Source organism: Pseudomonas sp. PDM16 (genome assembly GCF_014851865.1).
GTDB lineage: Bacteria > Pseudomonadota > Gammaproteobacteria > Pseudomonadales > Pseudomonadaceae > Aquipseudomonas.
In genome coordinates, this window is record NZ_JACVAM010000004.1 from 97,350 (window position 1) to 115,023 (window position 17,674).

A 17,674-nucleotide genomic window follows, 5' to 3' on the forward strand; every position below is an offset into this window, starting at 1 on the left:
ATGCAGAATGAAACCCGCCAACCTCGCCGCTGGGCGGAGGTGGCCACCAGTGAGCAGTTCCGCTCGCTGGATCCTGAGCGCCAGGAGCGCGCCCGCCAACTCTACTTCGAAGACGTGGTGCTGCCGCGCGTGCCGGCAGGCATGGAGGTGCGTGCGCGCGAGTTGTTCGATCAAGACTCCATGGGCTCCATCGGCCAGGCAGGCGAGGAGCAGGGCGGCATCGAGGCGATGGACTACGCCAAGGAAGTCGGTGCTGGTGCGCTGAAAGGTACCGGCGCAATTGTCAGCGGCCTGGGTGACATGATTCGGCCTGACGACAACGGCCTCTCCAACAAGATGCCGGACGGCACCGAGCTGCCGGAGCTGCCAAGTGTCCGCAAGATGATCGCTGATCAGGTCGACCCCGCTGCTCGGGCTGTCGGCGGGTGGCTGGATCAGAAGGGCCAGGACCTGGCCGGCACGAAGACGCAGGCGGCACAGGACGCCCTGGCGAATAGCACCCCGAGCGGGGATGTTCTCGATCCATCCAGCTGGGACATGGGCAAAGCCCCATCGCTAGCTGGCTACGGCCTGCAGATGGCGGGTCTGACTGGGCAGTTCGTACCGCAGGCTGGCGTGATGGTCGCCACCCGCGGCAAGTCGGGGCAAGCCCAGTCCTCCGCCATGATGGCGGCCGGTGGTTTGCAGGCTGGCGGTTCCGCCGCCAACGAAGTCGAGCAACGCATTCAGGAGACCCCAGACGCCGAGCTGCAGAAGTCGTCGGAGATCTACCGTGCCCTGCGGCAGAAGCTGGACGAGTTCGCGGCCCGGGCTGAACTGATGGTGATGGGGCGTGACGCTGCGTTCAGCGGTGCGGCCCCGGTAGGTGCTCTCGGTGGCCTGGCAACACAGATCACCCTCGGCCCGCTGCAGCAGGCTGTCGGTGGTGGTGTGGGCAAGCGCCTGGCCGCTGGCCTGGCGTTCGACGCTCCAGCTGAAGGCGTGCAAGAGGTGGCCGAGACCGTGGCCGCCCGCGCCTCGACAAACTCCGCCCTTGGCGAACAGCGCGACCTGACGGAAGACACATTCGGCGACGCCCTGCTTGGAGCTCTTGGCGGTGCTGGCCATGCCAGCGTTGGTGCCGCTCTGGGCGACGGCCGGGCATCGGCGCGCCCTCAGACCGAGCAGCAGGCTACCCCGGAGCCAGCCCCCGCAGCATTGCCCGCGCCGGGCTTGGCTGCGCTTCCAGCTCCCGATCAGGTGTTCTACGGCGACAGCCAGGGCAATGTGCAGGACACCGGCCCCGTGCGAAACGTCGATGGCCAGCAGCAGCCGGACCAGCAGGCCCGTGCCTGGGTGAACCCGCAGAATGACCCAGCCAACATGGGCGGTGGCCCTGGTATGGATCAGCAGACGCCGCGCGGTGAGCCGGCCCCGCTGGAGGGCCAGCTGCAGCTTGGAGCCCGCGAGCAGCAGGCCGAGCAGCCACGCGACCCGCTGACCATCGACGCTGAGCCAGAGCGTGCAGCGCTGCCAGCGCCAGAGACCATCGTGGTGGATGGCGAGGGCAACGCCCAGCGCGGTCCCGTTGCGCCCCAAGTGCGAGCTGAGCAAGTGCCTGGCGGGCGCGGAATGGATCAGCAAGCACCGACAGCGCTGCCGCGTGACCGCGCCCAGGTGGACCTACTGCGCAAAGCCAACGGCAAGCCCTTCGACGCCCCTAAAGGTGCCGAGGCAAGCAAGGCATTCCGCGAGGCGCGCGCTGCCGGCCGGCAGCCGCGAGTAGTCCCTGTCGAAGGCGGCTATGCCATTCGCCTGGAGCCCGAACAGGTGCGTCATGAAATGCGCCCCCTGGACGCCAAGGCCAACGAGGCGGCGACCTCACCGACCAATGAGCTGCCGGCGCCGACCGCCGCCCAGATCGAGGCGGGGAACTACAAGAAGGGCAAGGTGCGTGTGCACGGCCTGGAGCTGTCCATCGAGAATCCGCGTGGGTCCGAGCGCAGCGGTACCGGCCCCGATGGAACCGAGTGGCGCCATACCATGAGCGATCACTATGGATACATTCGCCGCACCACTGGCGCCGACGGCGAGCAAGTCGACGTCTACCTAGGCCCGCAGGAGGAGAGCGGGCAGGTGTTCGTCGTCGACCAGCTGAATCAGCAGGATGGCACTTTCGACGAGCACAAGGTCATGCTCGGCTACCCCGACGAGGAGTCGGCGGTGGAGGCCTACCGCAGCAACTTCGACGCCGATTGGCAGGTGGGCAAGGTTTCGGCCATGCCTGTGGCCGAGTTCAAGGACTGGCTGAAGGGCGGTGACCTGGCTAAGCCGGCGGCCCCGGCCGTGCCAGCGGCGCGCCCGTCCAAGCCGCAGGTCGCCAAGGGGCCGCGCCGCAAGGTGGACCGTGATCGCGATTCGCTGCTGCAGGCGGCTATCCGCCTGGGCGGGCTCAAGACCGAATGGCGCCAGGACACTACCGGCGACAGCAAGGGCAATCGACATGTGCCTGGTGTTGGTGCGCTCTGGAGCGACAAGACCGGTACCAGCATCGACGATATGGCATCGCTGCTGGATCAGCACGGCTACATTCCGGCCGGCGAGATGGACAACCTGGGCGGTGTTCCGTGGCTACAGCAGGCGCTGCGTGACGAGCTCGACGGCAGCAAGCATTTCGCCGCTGAATCGAAGGCGCAGCAGGAGCAGATGGAGCGCGAGATTTCTCAGCGCTTTGCGGATGAACAGGCGCGGCTGGAAGATCAGCGCGAGGCAGAGTACGCTCGCATCGAGGCCGAATACGGCGCCGATATCGCAGCGCAGGCTCGCGCATACGACGAGGCAGCCAAGGCCTATGATGAACAGGTGCTGGCAGAAGCCCAGCGGTTCGAGGATGAGTATGAGCAACGACAGCAAGAACTCGGTGAGTTCGAGGACGCCCTCGACGGCCAGCCGCTTGACCAAGCCGGTGCCGCCGCCCGTGATGAGCAAGTACGGGGAGCTGATGCGCGACAAGATCGCCAACAGCGAGACCCTGCGCGACCTGGCCAGCGAGAAGCTGGTAAAGGCGGACAGTTCGAGCTCGATCAGCAGACAGAGCAAAGCCTGACGGAGCAGGCCGCCCAGCAGCGGGCGGCCGATCAGGCTAAGGCCGAGGCTCAACGCCAGGCCGACCAGAAGGCGCAAGCAGATCGCGACCGCGCCGATTTCACCCTTACTGGATCAGGCCGCTCGGCGGACCTGGCAGCCGCGCGCGGCCAGCAGGATCTACTCGGCGGTAACGATCAGCTTTACCGCCAGGGCTCCGAGGGCGAAGCCAGTCCTTCAGGGGCCCAGGTGAGTGCGGAACAATTGCGAGCGGCGCTGGAGGCCTCTCCGGAGCTAGCCGGCGTGCAGGTGGTGCAGGACTTCGAAGACCTACCACTATCGACCCGCACCAGGGCGAAGCGTGACGGAGTGGCGCCTGGTGATCTGCGCGGCGTGCGTAGCTCTGGGAAAACCTACGTGGTGGCCAGCAACCACAGCAGCCTGGCCGACGCGATCTACACCGCGGTGCATGAGGAGGTCGGACACCGCGGTATTCGTGGACTGCTGGGCGAGGAGCTGGACGCCACCATGGAGCGGCTTTACTCCAGCCAGCAGGCGACGGCCAAAGGACGCCAGCGTATTGGCCAAATTCGTGACGCCTATGCGTCGGTGCTTGAAAAGCTGGACGCCAAGCAGCAGCGGGTACTGGTTGCACAGGAAATGGTCGCGCACCTCCTTGAGGACGGCGACCGCCCGACCATGCTGCAGCGCGTGCTCTCGAAGATCCGCGAGCTGCTGCGCCAGATGTTCCCCCAGGTACCCTGGACCTATACCGACATCCTTGCCTTGGGCGAGCAGTCGCGCGCGTGGCTGCGTCGGCAGAATGGGCAGCCGGATGCCGACAGCGCGGTGCTGTACTCCCGCCGTGGCTGGTCCGAAGAGTTCCCGGATACTGTGCTGGCGCACCCGCTCAGCTTCCTGAACAACCACCCGGACTATGAGGCAGCCAAGGCCGGCGACGATGCTGCCGCCCTGCGTGTGGCCCGTGACGCTGTGACTCCCGAGTTCGTGGAGCAGGTGCGCGCACTGATCCCGAAAGGTAGTCAGCCGCGAATCGTGCCGGTGTTGGCCGTCGAGGGGGCTGGGAAGAACCGCATTCCGCTGATGGCAGCGGAAGTCCTGGCACAGCGTCTTGGCCTGCAGACTGATACCGCCCCCGTGCAGGCAGAGAAGGTCGGGCGCACCCAGTCGAGTGCACTGGAGCGCATTGCCAATCAGCCGACGTTCACCGGTAAGGTGGCCAAGGGCGACTATCTGATCATCGATGACACCCTGACTCAGGGCGGCACGCTGGCTCAGCTGAAGACCCACATCGAGGACAACGGTGGTCAGGTGCTCGGGGCTATCGCCTTGACCGGTAAGAACTACTCCCGCAAGCTATCGCTTGACCCATCCACTCTGGCGGAAGTCCGTGGCAAATACGGCAGCATTGAACCCTGGTGGCGTGACACCTTCGGCTACAGCTTCGAAGGCCTCACCCAATCTGAAGCTCGAACACTCCTCACGTTCGACAAGGGACAGCTATCGCCTGAGCAACTCCGAGATCGAATCGCTGCGGCGCGAGATGCAGGCCTCTTCCGAGTGGGCCAAGCAGCAGCTGGCGATGGATCCCGAACTGAAGCATCTGTAGACCCCGACGAGAATCTCTACTCGTTGGCCGGTGCCCGCCGGCCGCATGTCGCTGATGCCCATCCTGACCTGAATGCCGACGAGCAAGCTGCTCTGCGCAAGATTGCGCCGCGCACTGTCCGCCAACGCGCCATCGACTGGTATCGGGAGCACACAGACCGCCTGATGACCAAGCTTCGCCGGGGCCTGGTCGATAAGTACGCCGCTTTGAAAGAGATGGACGAGGAGCTGCACGGGACTGACTTCCTAGAGTCCTCGATCACGTCCAGCGCCTGGGTGCTGGCGCGTATGGCTCCTGCCGCCGCCGGCGCCCTCAATGCCATGATGCACAACGGCCGCATCATTCTGGACGGCGAGCAGAAGGTAATCGGTATGCGCGACGACTTCAGCATGGGCCTGGGCGAGGTGTTCTCGCGCCTGGGTGATGCCGCTGAGATAGAGCGCTTCATGGGGTGGATCGCGGGTAACCGCGCGGCCAAGCTCGCCGCCGAGGGCCGGGAAAACCTGTTCGATGCCAAGGACATTGCGGCGCTACAGGGAATCAATCGGGGCAACACCGCCGATGGCCGTAGCCGCGCCAAGGTATACGACGAGGTGTTCCGCGAGTTTCAGCAGTACCGGGACGACGTGCTGGACATCGCCGAGCAGACCGGAATCATCAGCCCGGAGAATCGTGCCATGTGGCGCGACGAATTCTACGTTCCGTTCTATCGGGTGATGGACGAGGAAGCCAAGGCCGGCGGCCCGCGGGCTGCTAAGGGGCTGACCCGGCAGGAGGCATACAAGAAGCTGAAGGGCGGCAAGCAGAATCTGAACGATCTGCTGGAAAACACCCTGATGAACTTCCACCACCTGCTGACCGCCAGCTTGAAGAACCAGGCCGCCCAGCAAGCGATCACCAACGCTGAGCAGCTTGGTATCGCCAAGGAGGTGCCGGAGGCTGCCCGCGATCCGAAGACATCGACGTTCGTGCTGAAGGCCGGGCAGAGGGTGTTCTATCAGATCGACGACGCTCTGGTGTTCGAAGCACTGACCTCGCTGGCAGATCCTGGCTTGAATAACCTGGCAGTCCGTGTGATGTCAGGCTTCAAGCGCGTGTTCACCAACATGACGACGATCACTCTCCAATTTATCGTTGCCAACTACATCCGAGACACGATGCAGGCGGCCGCCACTTCGCCTGTAAGCAAGAACGTGATCGCCAATATGTTCAACGGCGTGAAGTCCTTCCGGGACGAAAAGACTCGCGCTCGAATGCTCGCCAGCGGCGGCGCTTTCAGCTTCGGTCATATCTACGGCGCTGATCCGGAGGAGGTGAAAGCAGGCCTTCGCCGTGGCCTTCGCGGGGCCAAACTGGTGGATGGTCCGAAACTGGTACCGAAGCTGTTGATGGCCGGATGGGATGCCTACAACGAGTTTGCGAACACCGCCGAGAATGCCAACCGCGCCGCGATCTTCGTCCAAAACCAAGACAAGGGTTCTCTCCGAGCAGCCTACGAGGCGCGCGATTTGATGGACTTCAGCCAGGAAGGAGCCTGGCCAGCGGTGCGCTTCCTGATTCGCGTGGTGCCATTCCTGAATGCGCGCCTGCAGGGGCTCGACAAGCTGTACCGCTCAGGTGTGAAACCGTCGCTGCTGGTTGCTTTCGGCAAAGGAACCGAGAGCGACAAGCAGGCCGCCGCGCGATTCGGGGTTGTGACTGGCGCCCTGGCGCTGGCCAGCATCGCGCTGTATCTGTCGAACCACGACGACGAGGAATACCGGAAGCTCGAGGACTGGCAGAAGGACAGCTACTGGTTCTTCCGCATTGGCGACCAGGCGTTCTTCATCCCCAAACCGTTTGAGGTGGGCGCCGTCAGTACCCTGGCCGAGCGCCTGACCGAGCAACTGGTGGACGACAAGGCCAACGGCAAGCTGCTGCGCGACCGGCTCTGGGCGATGATTACCCAGACCTTTGCGTTCTCGCCGGTACCGCAGGCCTTCCAGCCAGCCCTCGACGTGTACTCAAACAAGGACGCCTTTACCGGCCGCCCCATCGAGAGCGCCGGCATGGAGAGGGTGAGCCCGACGCTGCGTGCTAGGGCCACCACCACGGCGCCGGCCCACCTGATTTCGGAGGCGACGTCGGTCCTGGGTGACGACTTCACGCTGTCGCCGCTGCAGGCCGACCACCTGATAGGGGGATACCTCGGCCAGGTCGGCGCCTGGGGCGCTGGGATGGTCGATACGATCTGGCGCACTGCCAAGGGCGAGTCCGAGCCAGCGAAGCGCTGGCACGAATACCAGCCGATCCGGCGCTTCTACAAGGACCTGGGTGCGCCGGCGCCGTATGACCGTTACAGCACGCTGTTCTATGAGGGCTTGAAGGAGTCCGGCCGGGTGTATGCGGACGTGAAGCGCCTGCAGGAGCTGGGCAAGATGGACGAGGCCCGCGAGCTGGTAGGAGAGAAGCGCGATGTGCTGGCGCTCCGGAAGCCGCTGGGGGGCGTGCAGCGGCAGCTCAGCACGATCAATGCCCGCATGGACATGGTGCGCCAGAACGGCTGGGACGGAGAGCGGAAGCGGGCGGAGCTGGACCGGCTGCTGGTGATCAAGAACCGGCTGACTGAAATGGCAGGGAAGCGAATCGAGAAGATGCGGGCCGACGACTGATCAGCGTCGGAATCTCGGGTTGCGGCCGGCATGGAAGCAGGCCCAGCCCATCACACCGAACAGCAGCATTGGCACCTTCACCATGATGGCGAGCGCCATGCAGAACAGTGGGATGCCCGCCAGGCTCACCAGTAGCCAGCCGCGGGTGGTCTGCCAGTGCTTGGGCATCTGGGTCATCAGCAGGCCGCCGAGGAGCAGCAGGCCGGTAACGCCGGCGGCAAGGTCGGGGAGAGTCACGGCGAAGCCTGTTCGTTGCGGGTACGGCTCGAAGATGGACGGCTGAGCGGAGGAGTGCAAGGGCCGGATACACTCCTCGACCGGACCTCAACCATGATTGGTCGGGTGATGTGGGTTGGCGTCCGTGCCTTCGGGCGCCGGTACTACGTCGGAGCGGAGGAGGACAGACGGCCGGAGCAAAATTAGAGAAGCTGGGGTCACTGTCAAAACCAGATCATCGATCACCAGAGCGGCCAGTTCGCGGTTTGCCTTTTGCTCCTGGGTTAGGCTGCGGCTGGCAACTACCATACCCGCCTTGTCATGGCACCGAATAATCGTCATATCGGCGCGCTCCTCCAGCCTAACCGTGTATTCGCCGTTGAAGGAGCGCTTAAGTATTTCGAGTAGGTCATCCATAAACGATATCTCGAATGCTGGCCAGGCCCCGAGGCTGGCGCTGTTGTGAATTGGTCTCCTTACTGCATGCTATTCGTCGCTTCGGTGGACCGAAACCGTACGACGTTGTGTCGATTAGAATAGGCCACGATCAAGAGGCGCTTGCAATGTGCAGCGGTATCGAAGCTCGGCACAACGGCCGAGTTTACAAAGTGATTTTCGAGTCGACCAATGCGGCAATACCAGTCACTTTTGCCGATACGGGTGAGTCTCGACTGATCAAGTGGGGCCGGCGCAAGAAAGAAGCAGGCGCGGGGCCGCAGGGCGGGTGGGCCAGACTGAGCACCATCGAGTCAGGGGGCTGGACATATCTGCAGCCAAGACGCGGCTACGGCATGATCGATAGATTCATGGTCGGTCGCGCAAGCCCAGGCCTTACAGGTCGGCGTCTTTCACAGTGGGTCGAGGTGCCGAAGGGTGAGGCCTTGGAATGCCTGGTGGTAGGGGAAGGTGAGCAAGAGCGAGTGTTCATCGTCACGACCATACCGCCGGAGAAGTATCGGAAGCTGAACGACAAATGGCCGGTTCTCGCCAAAGTAGAGGTGGCGCCCTCTACTGATCCGGCTCAGGGGCTGCAAGATTTGGGAGTCGTTTAGTGCTCTTCTTGCTGATCAGCATCAGGTCAACAAGCTCAATCCCGCATTTCTCCAGCCACTTCTCTGCGGAGAGGTTCCCCAGAGGATGGGGCGGGTTCTGTGCGTAGGCATCCATGATGGCGTGCCAGGCCACGGCTTTTAGCTTTGGAATGGCATCTGCTTGAATCACCATTTTCCGTTCTATGCCCTCTGCCGTCTTGTAGACCAACAGCCAATCTTTCATTGCTGACAACCCTGTCCGAACGCTCTAAACCAAGCATATTCCGCTTCGCTTAGGCTGGCCAGGGGCCAAAGGGCACCCGACATTAGTCGCACTTCAAAAGGCCGAATCGCCTCTTATCGAAGGCTGTTAGCCAGATCTTCGAGAACAAGGTCAACCAGCGCTTGATTCTGAAGTTGCTGGCTGCTGAAAATTCTAATGGCGATTGCTGCTCCTTCAGGGGTGACGCAGCGAACTATTGTTGTGCTCGCCTACTCCTCCACCGCGACGCTGTACTTTCCCTCCAGAGCCAACTGGAGCCGCTGCACACTTAGTTTCATAGAAATTCTCGATTACCGTATCAATTGTGATTGGTTGATCGCCTGATAAGTCAGCAAACCAGATCACCGGTCGGCGTTTCGAGGGGCAAGGAGAAACAGAAGTTTTTGTACGTCGATTTGTACGTGCGGCAGAAAAAACAAAGGCCTGCATCGCTGCAAGCGTTTGATGCAGATGGGGCCGCACGTGGTGCAGCAAACGAACCCAGGGGGAGAGACATGAAGCGGACGCAGAAAGAGCGCATGCTGGCGGGGGAGTTGTATATCGCCGCTGACGACGAACTCAAGGCCGATGCTGATCGTGCATGCCAGTGGATGGTGAGGTACAACAGCTCCCTCGCCGAATCCATTGCAACGAGGCATGCGATGCTCACTGAGCTGCTTGGCGAGGTCGGCGAGGGTGCAAATATCCGTCCTCCGTTCCACTGCGACTATGGGTACAACATCCGTATCGGCAGGAGCGTGTTTCTCAACTACAACTGCGTGATTCTAGATGTGAATCCAGTTGTCATAGGCGAGGGCACACAGATCGGGTCTGGCGTGCAGATTCTCACCGCTGACCATCCTCGAGAACCAGAGCTACGAGCCCAGGGCTGGGAGTCAGGAAGGCCCGTGACGATTGGGAAGAACGTGTGGATTGGAGCCGGTGCGATGGTGCTACCGGGCGTCAGCATTGGTGACAATGCCATTGTCGGCGCGGGGAGCGTGGTGACCCGAGATGTGTTGGCTGGAGCGACAGTGGTTGGAAATCCAGCGCGTCAACGTTGATGGCGAAGCTGGCGCCCTTGGCAAAGCGGATCGGATTTTCGGGAGAGCGTCTGCCCAGAACGGGCGAGGAGGGAGCGAAAGCTTGGGGCAAAATTTGGGGCAAAGCAGTGTTTTTGGGGTGGTTTTAGGTGGCCCCAGTGGGCTGGAGGCCGCGGAATCCGGCACATGAGCCACCACCAAACACCATGGAAAATTGCATGGTGATATTTGCGGTGGAGATCAAGGGGTTTACCTATCAGTAACTTAGAGGCGCTGTGTTTGAGCTGATACCAGTTCCGAGCTTATCCAGCTCGCACCAGTCCGAAGTGGAATTGATCCAGCGCGCATACGTTGAGAGCAGCATTTGCACGGAATGCCCGAGCTGCTGAGCAATAAAGGCGGGGTTCAGGCCTGACGTCGGGGAGATTGTCGCATAGGCATGCTGCCAGTTGCACGGTGGCCATCCTGTGGATGACTGGAGGCGTTCATCGTTCTCGCTCGCCGCCGGATGACCGGAGTTCGGCTGGCCGCAATCTGGTTTGGAGCGCCGGCTGAATCAATAGGACTATTTATTCAAGGTGCAAACAAAAACGCCGCTCCAGGGAGCGGCGTATTGTGAAACTGGAGCGGGAAACGAGACTCGAACTCGCGACCCCGACCTTGGCAAGGTCGTGCTCTACCAACTGAGCTATTCCCGCAAATATGGCGTCCCCTAGGGGACTCGAACCCCTGTTACCGCCGTGAAAGGGCGGTGTCCTAGGCCACTAGACGAAGGGGACGTGGCCCGGAGCTTACAACAGCTTTCCGGTGTTTCAAGCCGATGTTGCCATCGACCTTTAACTCTAATCAAAACGCCGCTCCGTGAGCGGCGCTTCGTAAACTGGAGCGGGAAACGAGACTCGAACTCGCGACCCCGACCTTGGCAAGGTCGTGCTCTACCAACTGAGCTATTCCCGCAATGGCGTCCCCTAGGGGACTCGAACCCCTGTTACCGCCGTGAAAGGGCGGTGTCCTAGGCCACTAGACGAAGGGGACGTGGCCAGGAGCTTTTAACAGCATCCCAACTTTCACCTAACTGGCTTTCACCAACTCGCTGAAAGTGGCGCGCATTCTATGAAGCCTTTCATGGAGCGTCAACCCTCAATCAAAACTTTTTTTAAATCAAAGACTTCGCAGTAGAAACTGACAAGTGGCTATCAGCGTGATGGCTAAGGCACTACACTCGGCGAAAAGAAGCGCATCGGGAGGTTTCAGGGTGTCTCCAGTCGTCATCACCGCGCTGGTAATTGCCGGTATCGTTGTGCTGTTCATCATTGGTTACGTGAACCATATGGTGGAAAACAGCAAGTTGGAGAAGGCACGGCTGAGAGCGGATCTGAATGATCGGATGCGCCGTAGCCGCGATGTATCCGAAAGCATGCCGGGGCAACTGATCACTCCTGCGCTGAAGCTGTTGCTCAGTCGCTTCGAGCTACAGTTCGGCGAGCAGCTCCTGCTCATTGATAAGCAGGATGCGAAGCTGAAGGGTCGACTAGCCGAGCTCCGCGAGTTGGTGGCCAAGAAAGACGATATTCCGGTCGGCAACCCCCCTCAGCAGATAGCAACCGAGGCCAAGGCCAAGGAAATACGCTTTCTGTTGGAGAATCTGCACGGCCAGATCACGAGAGCGGCCCAGGAGCACCTGCTGCCAGCCGCCGAGGGTAAACGCTGGCTAGGCGAGATACGCCATATGCTGGTGCAGCTGCATTTCGAGTTCTTCAGTAATCTGGGTCAGCAGTATCTGCAAAAGGGGCAGCCCGGGCAGGCGCGGCTTGCTTATGAGCGTGGCGTGCAATATCTGCGTAAGCAGAATGATCCTCAGCGCTACAAGACACAGCTCAAACAGCTAGAAGAGCTGCTGGCCCGGGCCAATGCCATGGTGCTGGAGAACACGGCTCCCGAACCAGACGAGGTCAACGAGCTGACCGAGGGACTGAAGGGGCTGGAGGGGGACGACTGGAAGAAGAAGAACATTTACGACTGAGTCGGTCTGCTTCTTCAGGGTCTTATCTCTATCTAGATGCGTTCATGAAAAAGGCCCGCCGTTATGCCGAGCGGGCCTTTTCAGTTGTGGGGCTTCAGTGTTTGGCGCTGTCCTGGGGCAGGGCCAGTAGCTGTTTCTCGCGGTTCCAGTCGAACGGCTCGTCGTTCTCCTCGGCCTCGAAGCGGCGCTCGTCGAGGCGCTGGAACAGCTCGATCTCCTCATCTGGCATGAAATGCAGGCAATCTCCGCCAAAGAACCACAGCAGGTCGCGCGGGACCAGGTGAGCGATCTGCGGGTAGCGGTGGAAGACCTGGCTGATGATGTCCTGGCCCAGGTATTGGCTGCTCTCCGGATCTGCCGGCAGTTGTGCCAGCAGATCGTCGAAGCGTTCTAGAAACAGAGCATGGGTATCGTCTTCCACCTGCTCGGCCTCGCCCAGGGCGACCAGGATGCCGCGCAGATGGGCGAGCAGGGCGAGATGGTGGTCGAGGTAGGCAGTGGCCATGAGGAATGTCCTGTAAAACGAAAACGGGCGCGGAGTATAAGGCTCCGCGCCCGTGCTGTCCCGACTGGGAGGTTTAGCGGACCTTACCGCGGCTCAGCTTGATGTCGTCCTTGGCGAAGTCGTCCACGTCGATCACTCTGCGTCGCGCCGTTTCGGCCTGGCGCAGCTGCTCGGCCTCCTCGGCAGTCAGCTGCTGCTCGCGCAGGGCTGCATCGATTTCATGCTCGCCGGGCTGTAACTGCAGGCCGGCCTTGAGTGCCTTGTGCAGTTTGCGGTGGGTCGGTGCAGCGCCATCGAGCAGGTCGACCGCCTGCTGTAGTGCGGCGATTGGATCGTTGGCGCCCTGTGGCCGGTAACAGCCGTCGAGCAGGCTCTCCAGCGCAGGGTCGCCGCGGGTGCGGCCGAGAATGGCCGCGACCTCGGCGTCCAGCTCGTCGTCCGGGCCCTTGTGCCGGCGTCCCAGAGGGAACACCACGATGCGCAGCAGGCAACCGAACAGGCGGTTTGGGAAGTTACTCAGCAGCTCGTCCAGTGCTTGCTCGGCGAGGCCGAGATTTTCCTCCAGTGCCCAGCGCAGCAGCGGTTGCAGCGGCTCTGGATTGCCCAGGTCGTGGTAGCGCTTGAGCGCGGCGCTGGCCAGATAAAGATGGCTGAGTACATCGCCGAGGCGTGCAGACAAACGTTCGCGGCGCTTCAGTTCGCCGCCGAGCAACATCATGCTGCTGTCGGCCAGCAGGGCGAAGGCCGAGGCCAGGCGATTCAGCGAGCGGAAGTAGGGGCGGCTGAGGTTGTCGCCGGGTACGTTGCCGAAGCGGCTCAGGGTCAGGCCATGCAGCAGGGCGCCGGCGGCGTTGCCGACGGCGAAGCCCACGTGTCTGAGCAGCAGATCGTCGAACTCCAGCAGGGCCTGCTCATGGTCTTCGCGACCCGCCAGTGCCATTTCGTCCAGTACGAAGGGATGGCAGCGAATGGCGCCCTGGCCGAAGATCATCAGGTTGCGCGAGAGGATGTTGGCACCCTCGACCGTGATCGACACCGGCACCCCTTGCCAGGCGCGAGCCAGATAGTTGTTCGGGCCCATGATGATGGCCTTGCCGCCGTGTACGTCCATGGCGTGGCCGATACATTCGCGGCCGCGCTCGGTCAGGTGGTATTTGAGGATGGCCGACAGTACCGAGGGCTTCTCGCCCAGATCTACCGCGCTGGCGGTGAGGGTGCGTGCGCTATCCATCATCCAGGCGTTGCCAGCGATGCGTGCCAGCGCTTCCTGGATGCCTTCGAACGCTGCCAGTGGCACGCCGAACTGTTCACGCACGCGGCAGTACTGGCCGCTGACCAGGCCAGACATCTTCGCCGCGCCAGTTCCGCCAGCGGGCAGGGAGATGGAACGGCCCACGGACAGGCAGTTCATCAGCATCATCCAGCCCTTGCCGAGGTACTCCTGGCCGCCGATCAGGCAGCTCAGCGGCACGAACACGTCCTTGCCTGAGTTGGGCCCGTTCATGAAGGCGGCGCCGAGCGGCAGGTGACGGCGGCCGATTTCCACGCCGGGTGTGTCGGTGGGAATCAGCGCCAGGCTGATGCCGAGGTCTTCCTTGTCGCCCAGCAGATGGTCTGGGTCATAGGCCTTGAAGGCCAGGCCGAGCAGCGTGGCGACCGGGCCGAGGGTGATGTAGCGTTTTTCCCAGGCCAGGCTTAGGCCGAGCACTTCCTCGCCATTCCACTGGCCTTTGCAGATGATGCCGGTGTCTGGCATTGCGCCGGCATCGGAGCCGGCCAGCGGGCCGGTGAGGGCGAAGCAGGGAATTTCCTCGCCGCGCGCCAGGCGCGGTAGGTAGTGCTGGCGCTGTTCGTCGGTGCCGTAATGCAGCAACAGTTCGGCCGGGCCGAGGGAATTGGGCACCATCACGGTGGAAGCGAGGTCGCCGGAGCGGGTCGACAGCTTCATTACCACCTGGGAGTGGGCATAGGCGGAGAAGCCCTTGCCGCCATATTCCTTGGGAATGATCAGGCCGAAGAAGCCGTTGCTCTTGATGTGTTGCCAGGCCTTTTCGGGCAGGTCCAGCTGCTGGCCGATCTCCCAGTCGCTGACCATCGCGCACAGCTCTTCCACCGGGCCATCAATAAAGGCGCGTTCTTCGTCGCTGAGCTTGGCGGCGGGGTAGTTCAGCAGTACGTCCCAGTCCGGGCGGCCGCTGAACAACTGGCCATCCCACCACACGGTGCCGGCCTCGATGGCATCGCGCTCGGTGGCGGACATCGGCGGCAGTACCTTCTGGAACCAGCCGAACAGCGGGCCGGTAATCAGCTTGCGGCGCAACTCCGGCAGGGCGATGGGAATGGCCACGCCGAGCCACAGTAGCCAGAGCAGCAGTTCCAGCCAGCCGGGTGCATTGCCGAACAGACCGAGCAGGATCAGGTAACCGGCGACCATGCCCAGAGCGGGCAGGGCGGCCATGCGGGAATAGGCGAGATAGGCGACGCCGAACAACAGAATCAGCAACCAGACAGCGAGCATGCGCAATCCTCCGTGAGACCGGCCTTGGCGGTAAGGCCGGCGAGCTTGGCCGGATCGTCGTGTACCCGGCGTGACAGGGCTGGATAGACTGGAATCAGCACCTTGGAGAATCCTGATGCAGTCCAGCCTTATACCCAGCCGCTTCGTGGATAGTGACCACCCCAGGGTAGTCGAGTTCGCAGAGCTTTCGCGTGGCCCCAGCTGCGACCCTCGCGCGCAGGCGGTGAGTCTGTACTATGCGGTGCGCGATCAGATCCGCTACAACCCCTACGTGTTCAGCCCTGACCACGAGACGCTCAAGGCCAGCCATGCGTTGGTTGCCGGCGAGTCCTACTGCGTGCCCAAAGCCCTGTTGCTGGCGGCTTGCGCTAGGCATTGCGAGATACCGGCGCGCATCGGCTTGGCCGATGTGCGTAACCATCTGTCCACCCCGCGTTTGATCGAAATGCTGCGCAGTGAGGTGTTTGCCATGCATGGCTACACCGAGCTGTTCATCGAAGGTCAGTGGGTCAAGGCCACGCCGGCGTTCAACCTGGCGCTGTGCCAGATGTTCAAGGTGGAGCCGCTGGAGTTCGATGGGCGCAGCGACAGCGTCTTCCATCCTTTCAACGCCGACGGGGCGCGCTACGTGGAGTATCTGGCTGACCATGGTCAGTTCGACGACCTGCCGCTGGAGCTGTTCTTCGGCCACCTGCGCCAGTGCTATCCGCATCTGTTCGAAGAGGGCTCGGCCTTCCTGCGCGGCGATCTGCAGGCAGAGGCCGCGTCAATGCATGAAGGAGGTCGATAGTTAACATCAGTCTCGCGGGCTTTTTTCCTGGGCCGCAGGCGGGCAGGCTACCCTGAAACCAATGGTTGCAATTGTCCTGCCCGGACCCTATCTAAGCCTTCCCATCGCTGAGTAGCTATCCCTCATGAGTTCTGCGCTGTCCATTCGGCAACTGACCAAGACCTACGACAACGGTTTCCAGGCCCTCAAGGGCATCGATCTCGATGTCGCCGAGGGCGACTTCTTCGCCCTGCTCGGCCCTAACGGCGCGGGCAAGTCCACCACCATCGGCATCCTCTCCACCCTGGTAAACAAAAGTGGCGGTACTGTCGAGGTGTTCGGTCATGACCTGGATCGCGACCCTTCCGGGCTCAAGCGTTGCCTCGGCGTAGTACCGCAAGAGTTCAACTTCAGCCAGTTCGAAAAGGTCTTCGATATCGTCGTGACCCAGGCCGGCTACTACGGCATTCCACAACGTCTGGCCAAGGAGCGTGCCGAGCAGTACTTGAATCAACTCGGCCTGTGGGACAAGCGCAACGAGGCTGCACGCATGCTCTCCGGTGGCATGAAGCGGCGCCTGATGATCGCTCGGGCGCTGGTCCACGAGCCGCGCCTGCTGATCCTCGACGAGCCCACTGCCGGTGTGGACATCGAGCTGCGCCGCTCCATGTGGAGTTTCCTCACCGAGCTGAACCAGAAGGGCATTACCATCATCCTAACCACGCATTACCTGGAAGAGGCCGAACAGCTGTGCCGCCATATCGGCATCATCGACCACGGCAGCATCGTCGAGAACACCAGCATGAAGGCGCTGCTCAAGACTTTGCATGTAGAGACCTTCCTGCTCGACCTGAAGGAGAGCCTGACGGCGGCGCCGTTGCTGCAGGGTTACCCGGTGAGCCTGGTCGACCACCACACCCTGGAGGTGCAAGTGGAGAAGAGCTTGGGCATCACTGAACTGTTCCGCCAACTGGCGATGCAGAACATCGAGGTGCTCAGCCTGCGCAACAAGAGCAACCGTCTCGAGGAGCTGTTCGTCTCCCTGGTGCAGAACAACCTGGCGAAGGTGGCGAAATGAGTCCGGAATTCGCCTCCAACTGGGTCGCCCTGCAGACCATCGTGCGCCGTGAGGTGCGCCGCTTCATGCGCATCTGGCCGCAGACGTTGTTGCCGCCAGCGATCACCATGGCGTTGTACTTCGTGATCTTTGGTCGTCTGATCGGCAGCCAGGTCGGTGGTGTCGGTGAGTTCTCCTACATGGAATTCATCGTGCCGGGACTGATCATGATGTCGGTGATCACCAACTCCTACAGCAACGTGGTGTCGAGCTTCTTCAGCAGCAAGTTCCAGCGCAACATCGAGGAGCTGCTGGTATCGCCGGTGTCGCCACACACCATCCTTATCGGCTACACCATTGGCGGCGCCCTGCGCGGCCTGGCGGTGGCGCTGATCGTCACGCTGTTGTCGCTGTTCTTCACCCAGTTGCAGGTGCATCACCTGGGCGTGACGGTGCTGGTGATACTGCTCACCGCCATCACGTTCTCGCTGGGCGGCTTTATCAACGCCGTGTATGCGCGCAACTTCGACGACATTTCGATCGTGCCGACCTTCGTGCTGACGCCACTGACCTATCTGGGCGGGGTGTTCTACTCGATCAGCCTGTTGCCGGAGTTCTGGCAGCACGTGTCGTTGATCAACCCCATCCTGCACATGGTCAACGCCTTCCGGTACGGCATCCTCGGCGTCTCCGACATCAATATCGGCATCGCCATCGGCATGATGCTGCTGGCCAGCAGTCTGTTGTACCTGTTCTGCATTCGCCTGCTGAAAAGCGGCAGGGGCATGCGGCAGTAACGGCATCACCAGGAAATATGGAGTCACAGGCTGGCGCCAGATTTACTTGTCACTGACAATCCCGTCACGGCATAGCCGTTAGACTCCCTCGCTTACTCCAATGACAAGA

The 17,674-nt window shown here is 61.9% G+C and carries 11 protein-coding genes, 4 tRNA genes and 1 pseudogene; 6 read left to right on the top strand and 10 right to left on the bottom strand.

The features are described 5' to 3' along the window. Entirely contained in the window at positions 1–7,344 is a 7,344-nt protein-coding gene (locus IB234_RS15370) for an LPD38 domain-containing protein (RefSeq protein WP_192319394.1), read from the top strand. On the opposite strand, the gene IB234_RS15375 is transcribed toward IB234_RS15370, so the two are convergent. The 3 genes from IB234_RS15375 to IB234_RS15385 all read right to left on the bottom strand — a co-directional run bounded on the left by IB234_RS15375 (position 7,345) and on the right by IB234_RS15385 (position 8,835). Continuing rightward, positions 7,345–7,641 carry a hypothetical protein gene (locus IB234_RS15375; protein WP_192319396.1) on the bottom strand — a complete coding sequence of 99 codons (297 nt, stop codon included), beginning with the start codon at positions 7,639–7,641 and terminating at the stop codon, positions 7,345–7,347. A gap of 27 nt (positions 7,642–7,668) precedes the next feature. Further along, a complete protein-coding gene (locus IB234_RS15380) occupies positions 7,669–7,977 on the bottom strand; it encodes a hypothetical protein (protein WP_192319398.1) in 309 nt (102 codons plus the stop codon). A gap of 591 nt (positions 7,978–8,568) precedes the next feature. Next, positions 8,569–8,835, bottom strand: coding sequence for a hypothetical protein (locus IB234_RS15385; RefSeq protein WP_192319400.1), 267 nt, complete (start codon positions 8,833–8,835; stop codon positions 8,569–8,571). Positions 8,836–9,368: 533 nt separating this feature from the next. Between IB234_RS15385 and IB234_RS15390 the strand changes: the two genes are divergently transcribed. Next, positions 9,369–9,917, top strand: a complete 549-nt coding sequence (locus IB234_RS15390; RefSeq protein WP_192320055.1) for a sugar O-acetyltransferase — start codon at positions 9,369–9,371, stop codon at positions 9,915–9,917. 235 nt (positions 9,918–10,152) lie between these two features. Here the strand turns inward: IB234_RS15390 and IB234_RS23975 are convergent. From IB234_RS23975 to IB234_RS15410, 5 genes and pseudogenes are all read right to left on the bottom strand, one after another. Beyond that, positions 10,153–10,356, bottom strand: a pseudogene (locus tag IB234_RS23975) (site-specific integrase); the annotation flags it as partial. A gap of 162 nt (positions 10,357–10,518) precedes the next feature. Beyond that, positions 10,519–10,594, bottom strand: a tRNA-Gly gene (locus IB234_RS15395). 5 nt (positions 10,595–10,599) lie between these two features. After that, a tRNA-Glu gene (locus IB234_RS15400) sits at positions 10,600–10,675 on the bottom strand. A 102-nt stretch (positions 10,676–10,777) separates the two neighbouring features. Next, positions 10,778–10,853, bottom strand: a tRNA-Gly gene (locus IB234_RS15405). Positions 10,854–10,855: 2 nt separating this feature from the next. Continuing rightward, positions 10,856–10,931 (bottom strand) — tRNA-Glu (locus IB234_RS15410). A 220-nt stretch (positions 10,932–11,151) separates the two neighbouring features. On the opposite strand from IB234_RS15410, the gene IB234_RS15415 reads away from it, so the two are divergent. After that, entirely contained in the window at positions 11,152–11,919 is a 768-nt protein-coding gene (locus tag IB234_RS15415; protein ID WP_192320057.1) for a hypothetical protein, read from the top strand. A gap of 94 nt (positions 11,920–12,013) precedes the next feature. On the opposite strand, the gene IB234_RS15420 is transcribed toward IB234_RS15415, so the two are convergent. Both IB234_RS15420 and IB234_RS15425 read right to left on the bottom strand, forming a co-directional pair. Further along, the gene (locus IB234_RS15420) at positions 12,014–12,424 is read right to left on the bottom strand and encodes a PA2817 family protein (RefSeq protein WP_192319402.1); all 411 of its coding nucleotides are present in this window, start codon (positions 12,422–12,424) and stop codon (positions 12,014–12,016) included. Between the two features lie 73 nt (positions 12,425–12,497). Beyond that, complete coding sequence (locus tag IB234_RS15425; protein ID WP_192319405.1) at positions 12,498–14,942, bottom strand: acyl-CoA dehydrogenase; 2,445 nt, start codon at positions 14,940–14,942, stop codon at positions 12,498–12,500. Between the two features lie 115 nt (positions 14,943–15,057). On the opposite strand from IB234_RS15425, the gene IB234_RS15430 reads away from it, so the two are divergent. The 3 genes from IB234_RS15430 to IB234_RS15440 all read left to right on the top strand — a co-directional run bounded on the left by IB234_RS15430 (position 15,058) and on the right by IB234_RS15440 (position 17,565). Then, positions 15,058–15,732, top strand: coding sequence for a transglutaminase-like domain-containing protein (locus IB234_RS15430; protein ID WP_192319407.1), 675 nt, complete (start codon positions 15,058–15,060; stop codon positions 15,730–15,732). Between the two features lie 124 nt (positions 15,733–15,856). Continuing rightward, entirely contained in the window at positions 15,857–16,789 is a 933-nt protein-coding gene (locus IB234_RS15435) for an ABC transporter ATP-binding protein (protein WP_192319409.1), read from the top strand. Further along, a complete protein-coding gene (locus IB234_RS15440; protein ID WP_192319411.1) occupies positions 16,786–17,565 on the top strand; it encodes an ABC transporter permease in 780 nt (259 codons plus the stop codon). Before IB234_RS15435 ends, IB234_RS15440 begins: the two co-directional genes overlap by 4 nt. The last annotated feature ends 109 nt before the right edge of the window (positions 17,566–17,674 follow it).

Excerpts from the sequence above, each read along its gene's own strand:
- IB234_RS15370 (WP_192319394.1), top strand. The coding sequence starts at position 1 with ATGCAGAATGAAACCCGCCAACCTCGCCGCTGGGCGGAGGTGGCCACC.
- IB234_RS15380 (WP_192319398.1), bottom strand. The coding sequence starts at position 7,977 with ATGGATGACCTACTCGAAATACTTAAGCGCTCCTTCAACGGCGAATAC.
- IB234_RS15385 (WP_192319400.1), bottom strand. The coding sequence starts at position 8,835 with ATGAAAGATTGGCTGTTGGTCTACAAGACGGCAGAGGGCATAGAACGG.
- IB234_RS15390 (WP_192320055.1), top strand. The coding sequence starts at position 9,369 with ATGAAGCGGACGCAGAAAGAGCGCATGCTGGCGGGGGAGTTGTATATC.
- IB234_RS15420 (WP_192319402.1), bottom strand. The coding sequence starts at position 12,424 with ATGGCCACTGCCTACCTCGACCACCATCTCGCCCTGCTCGCCCATCTG.
- IB234_RS15425 (WP_192319405.1), bottom strand. The coding sequence starts at position 14,942 with ATGCTCGCTGTCTGGTTGCTGATTCTGTTGTTCGGCGTCGCCTATCTC.
- IB234_RS15430 (WP_192319407.1), top strand. The coding sequence starts at position 15,058 with ATGCAGTCCAGCCTTATACCCAGCCGCTTCGTGGATAGTGACCACCCC.
- IB234_RS15435 (WP_192319409.1), top strand. The coding sequence starts at position 15,857 with ATGAGTTCTGCGCTGTCCATTCGGCAACTGACCAAGACCTACGACAAC.
- IB234_RS15440 (WP_192319411.1), top strand. The coding sequence starts at position 16,786 with ATGAGTCCGGAATTCGCCTCCAACTGGGTCGCCCTGCAGACCATCGTG.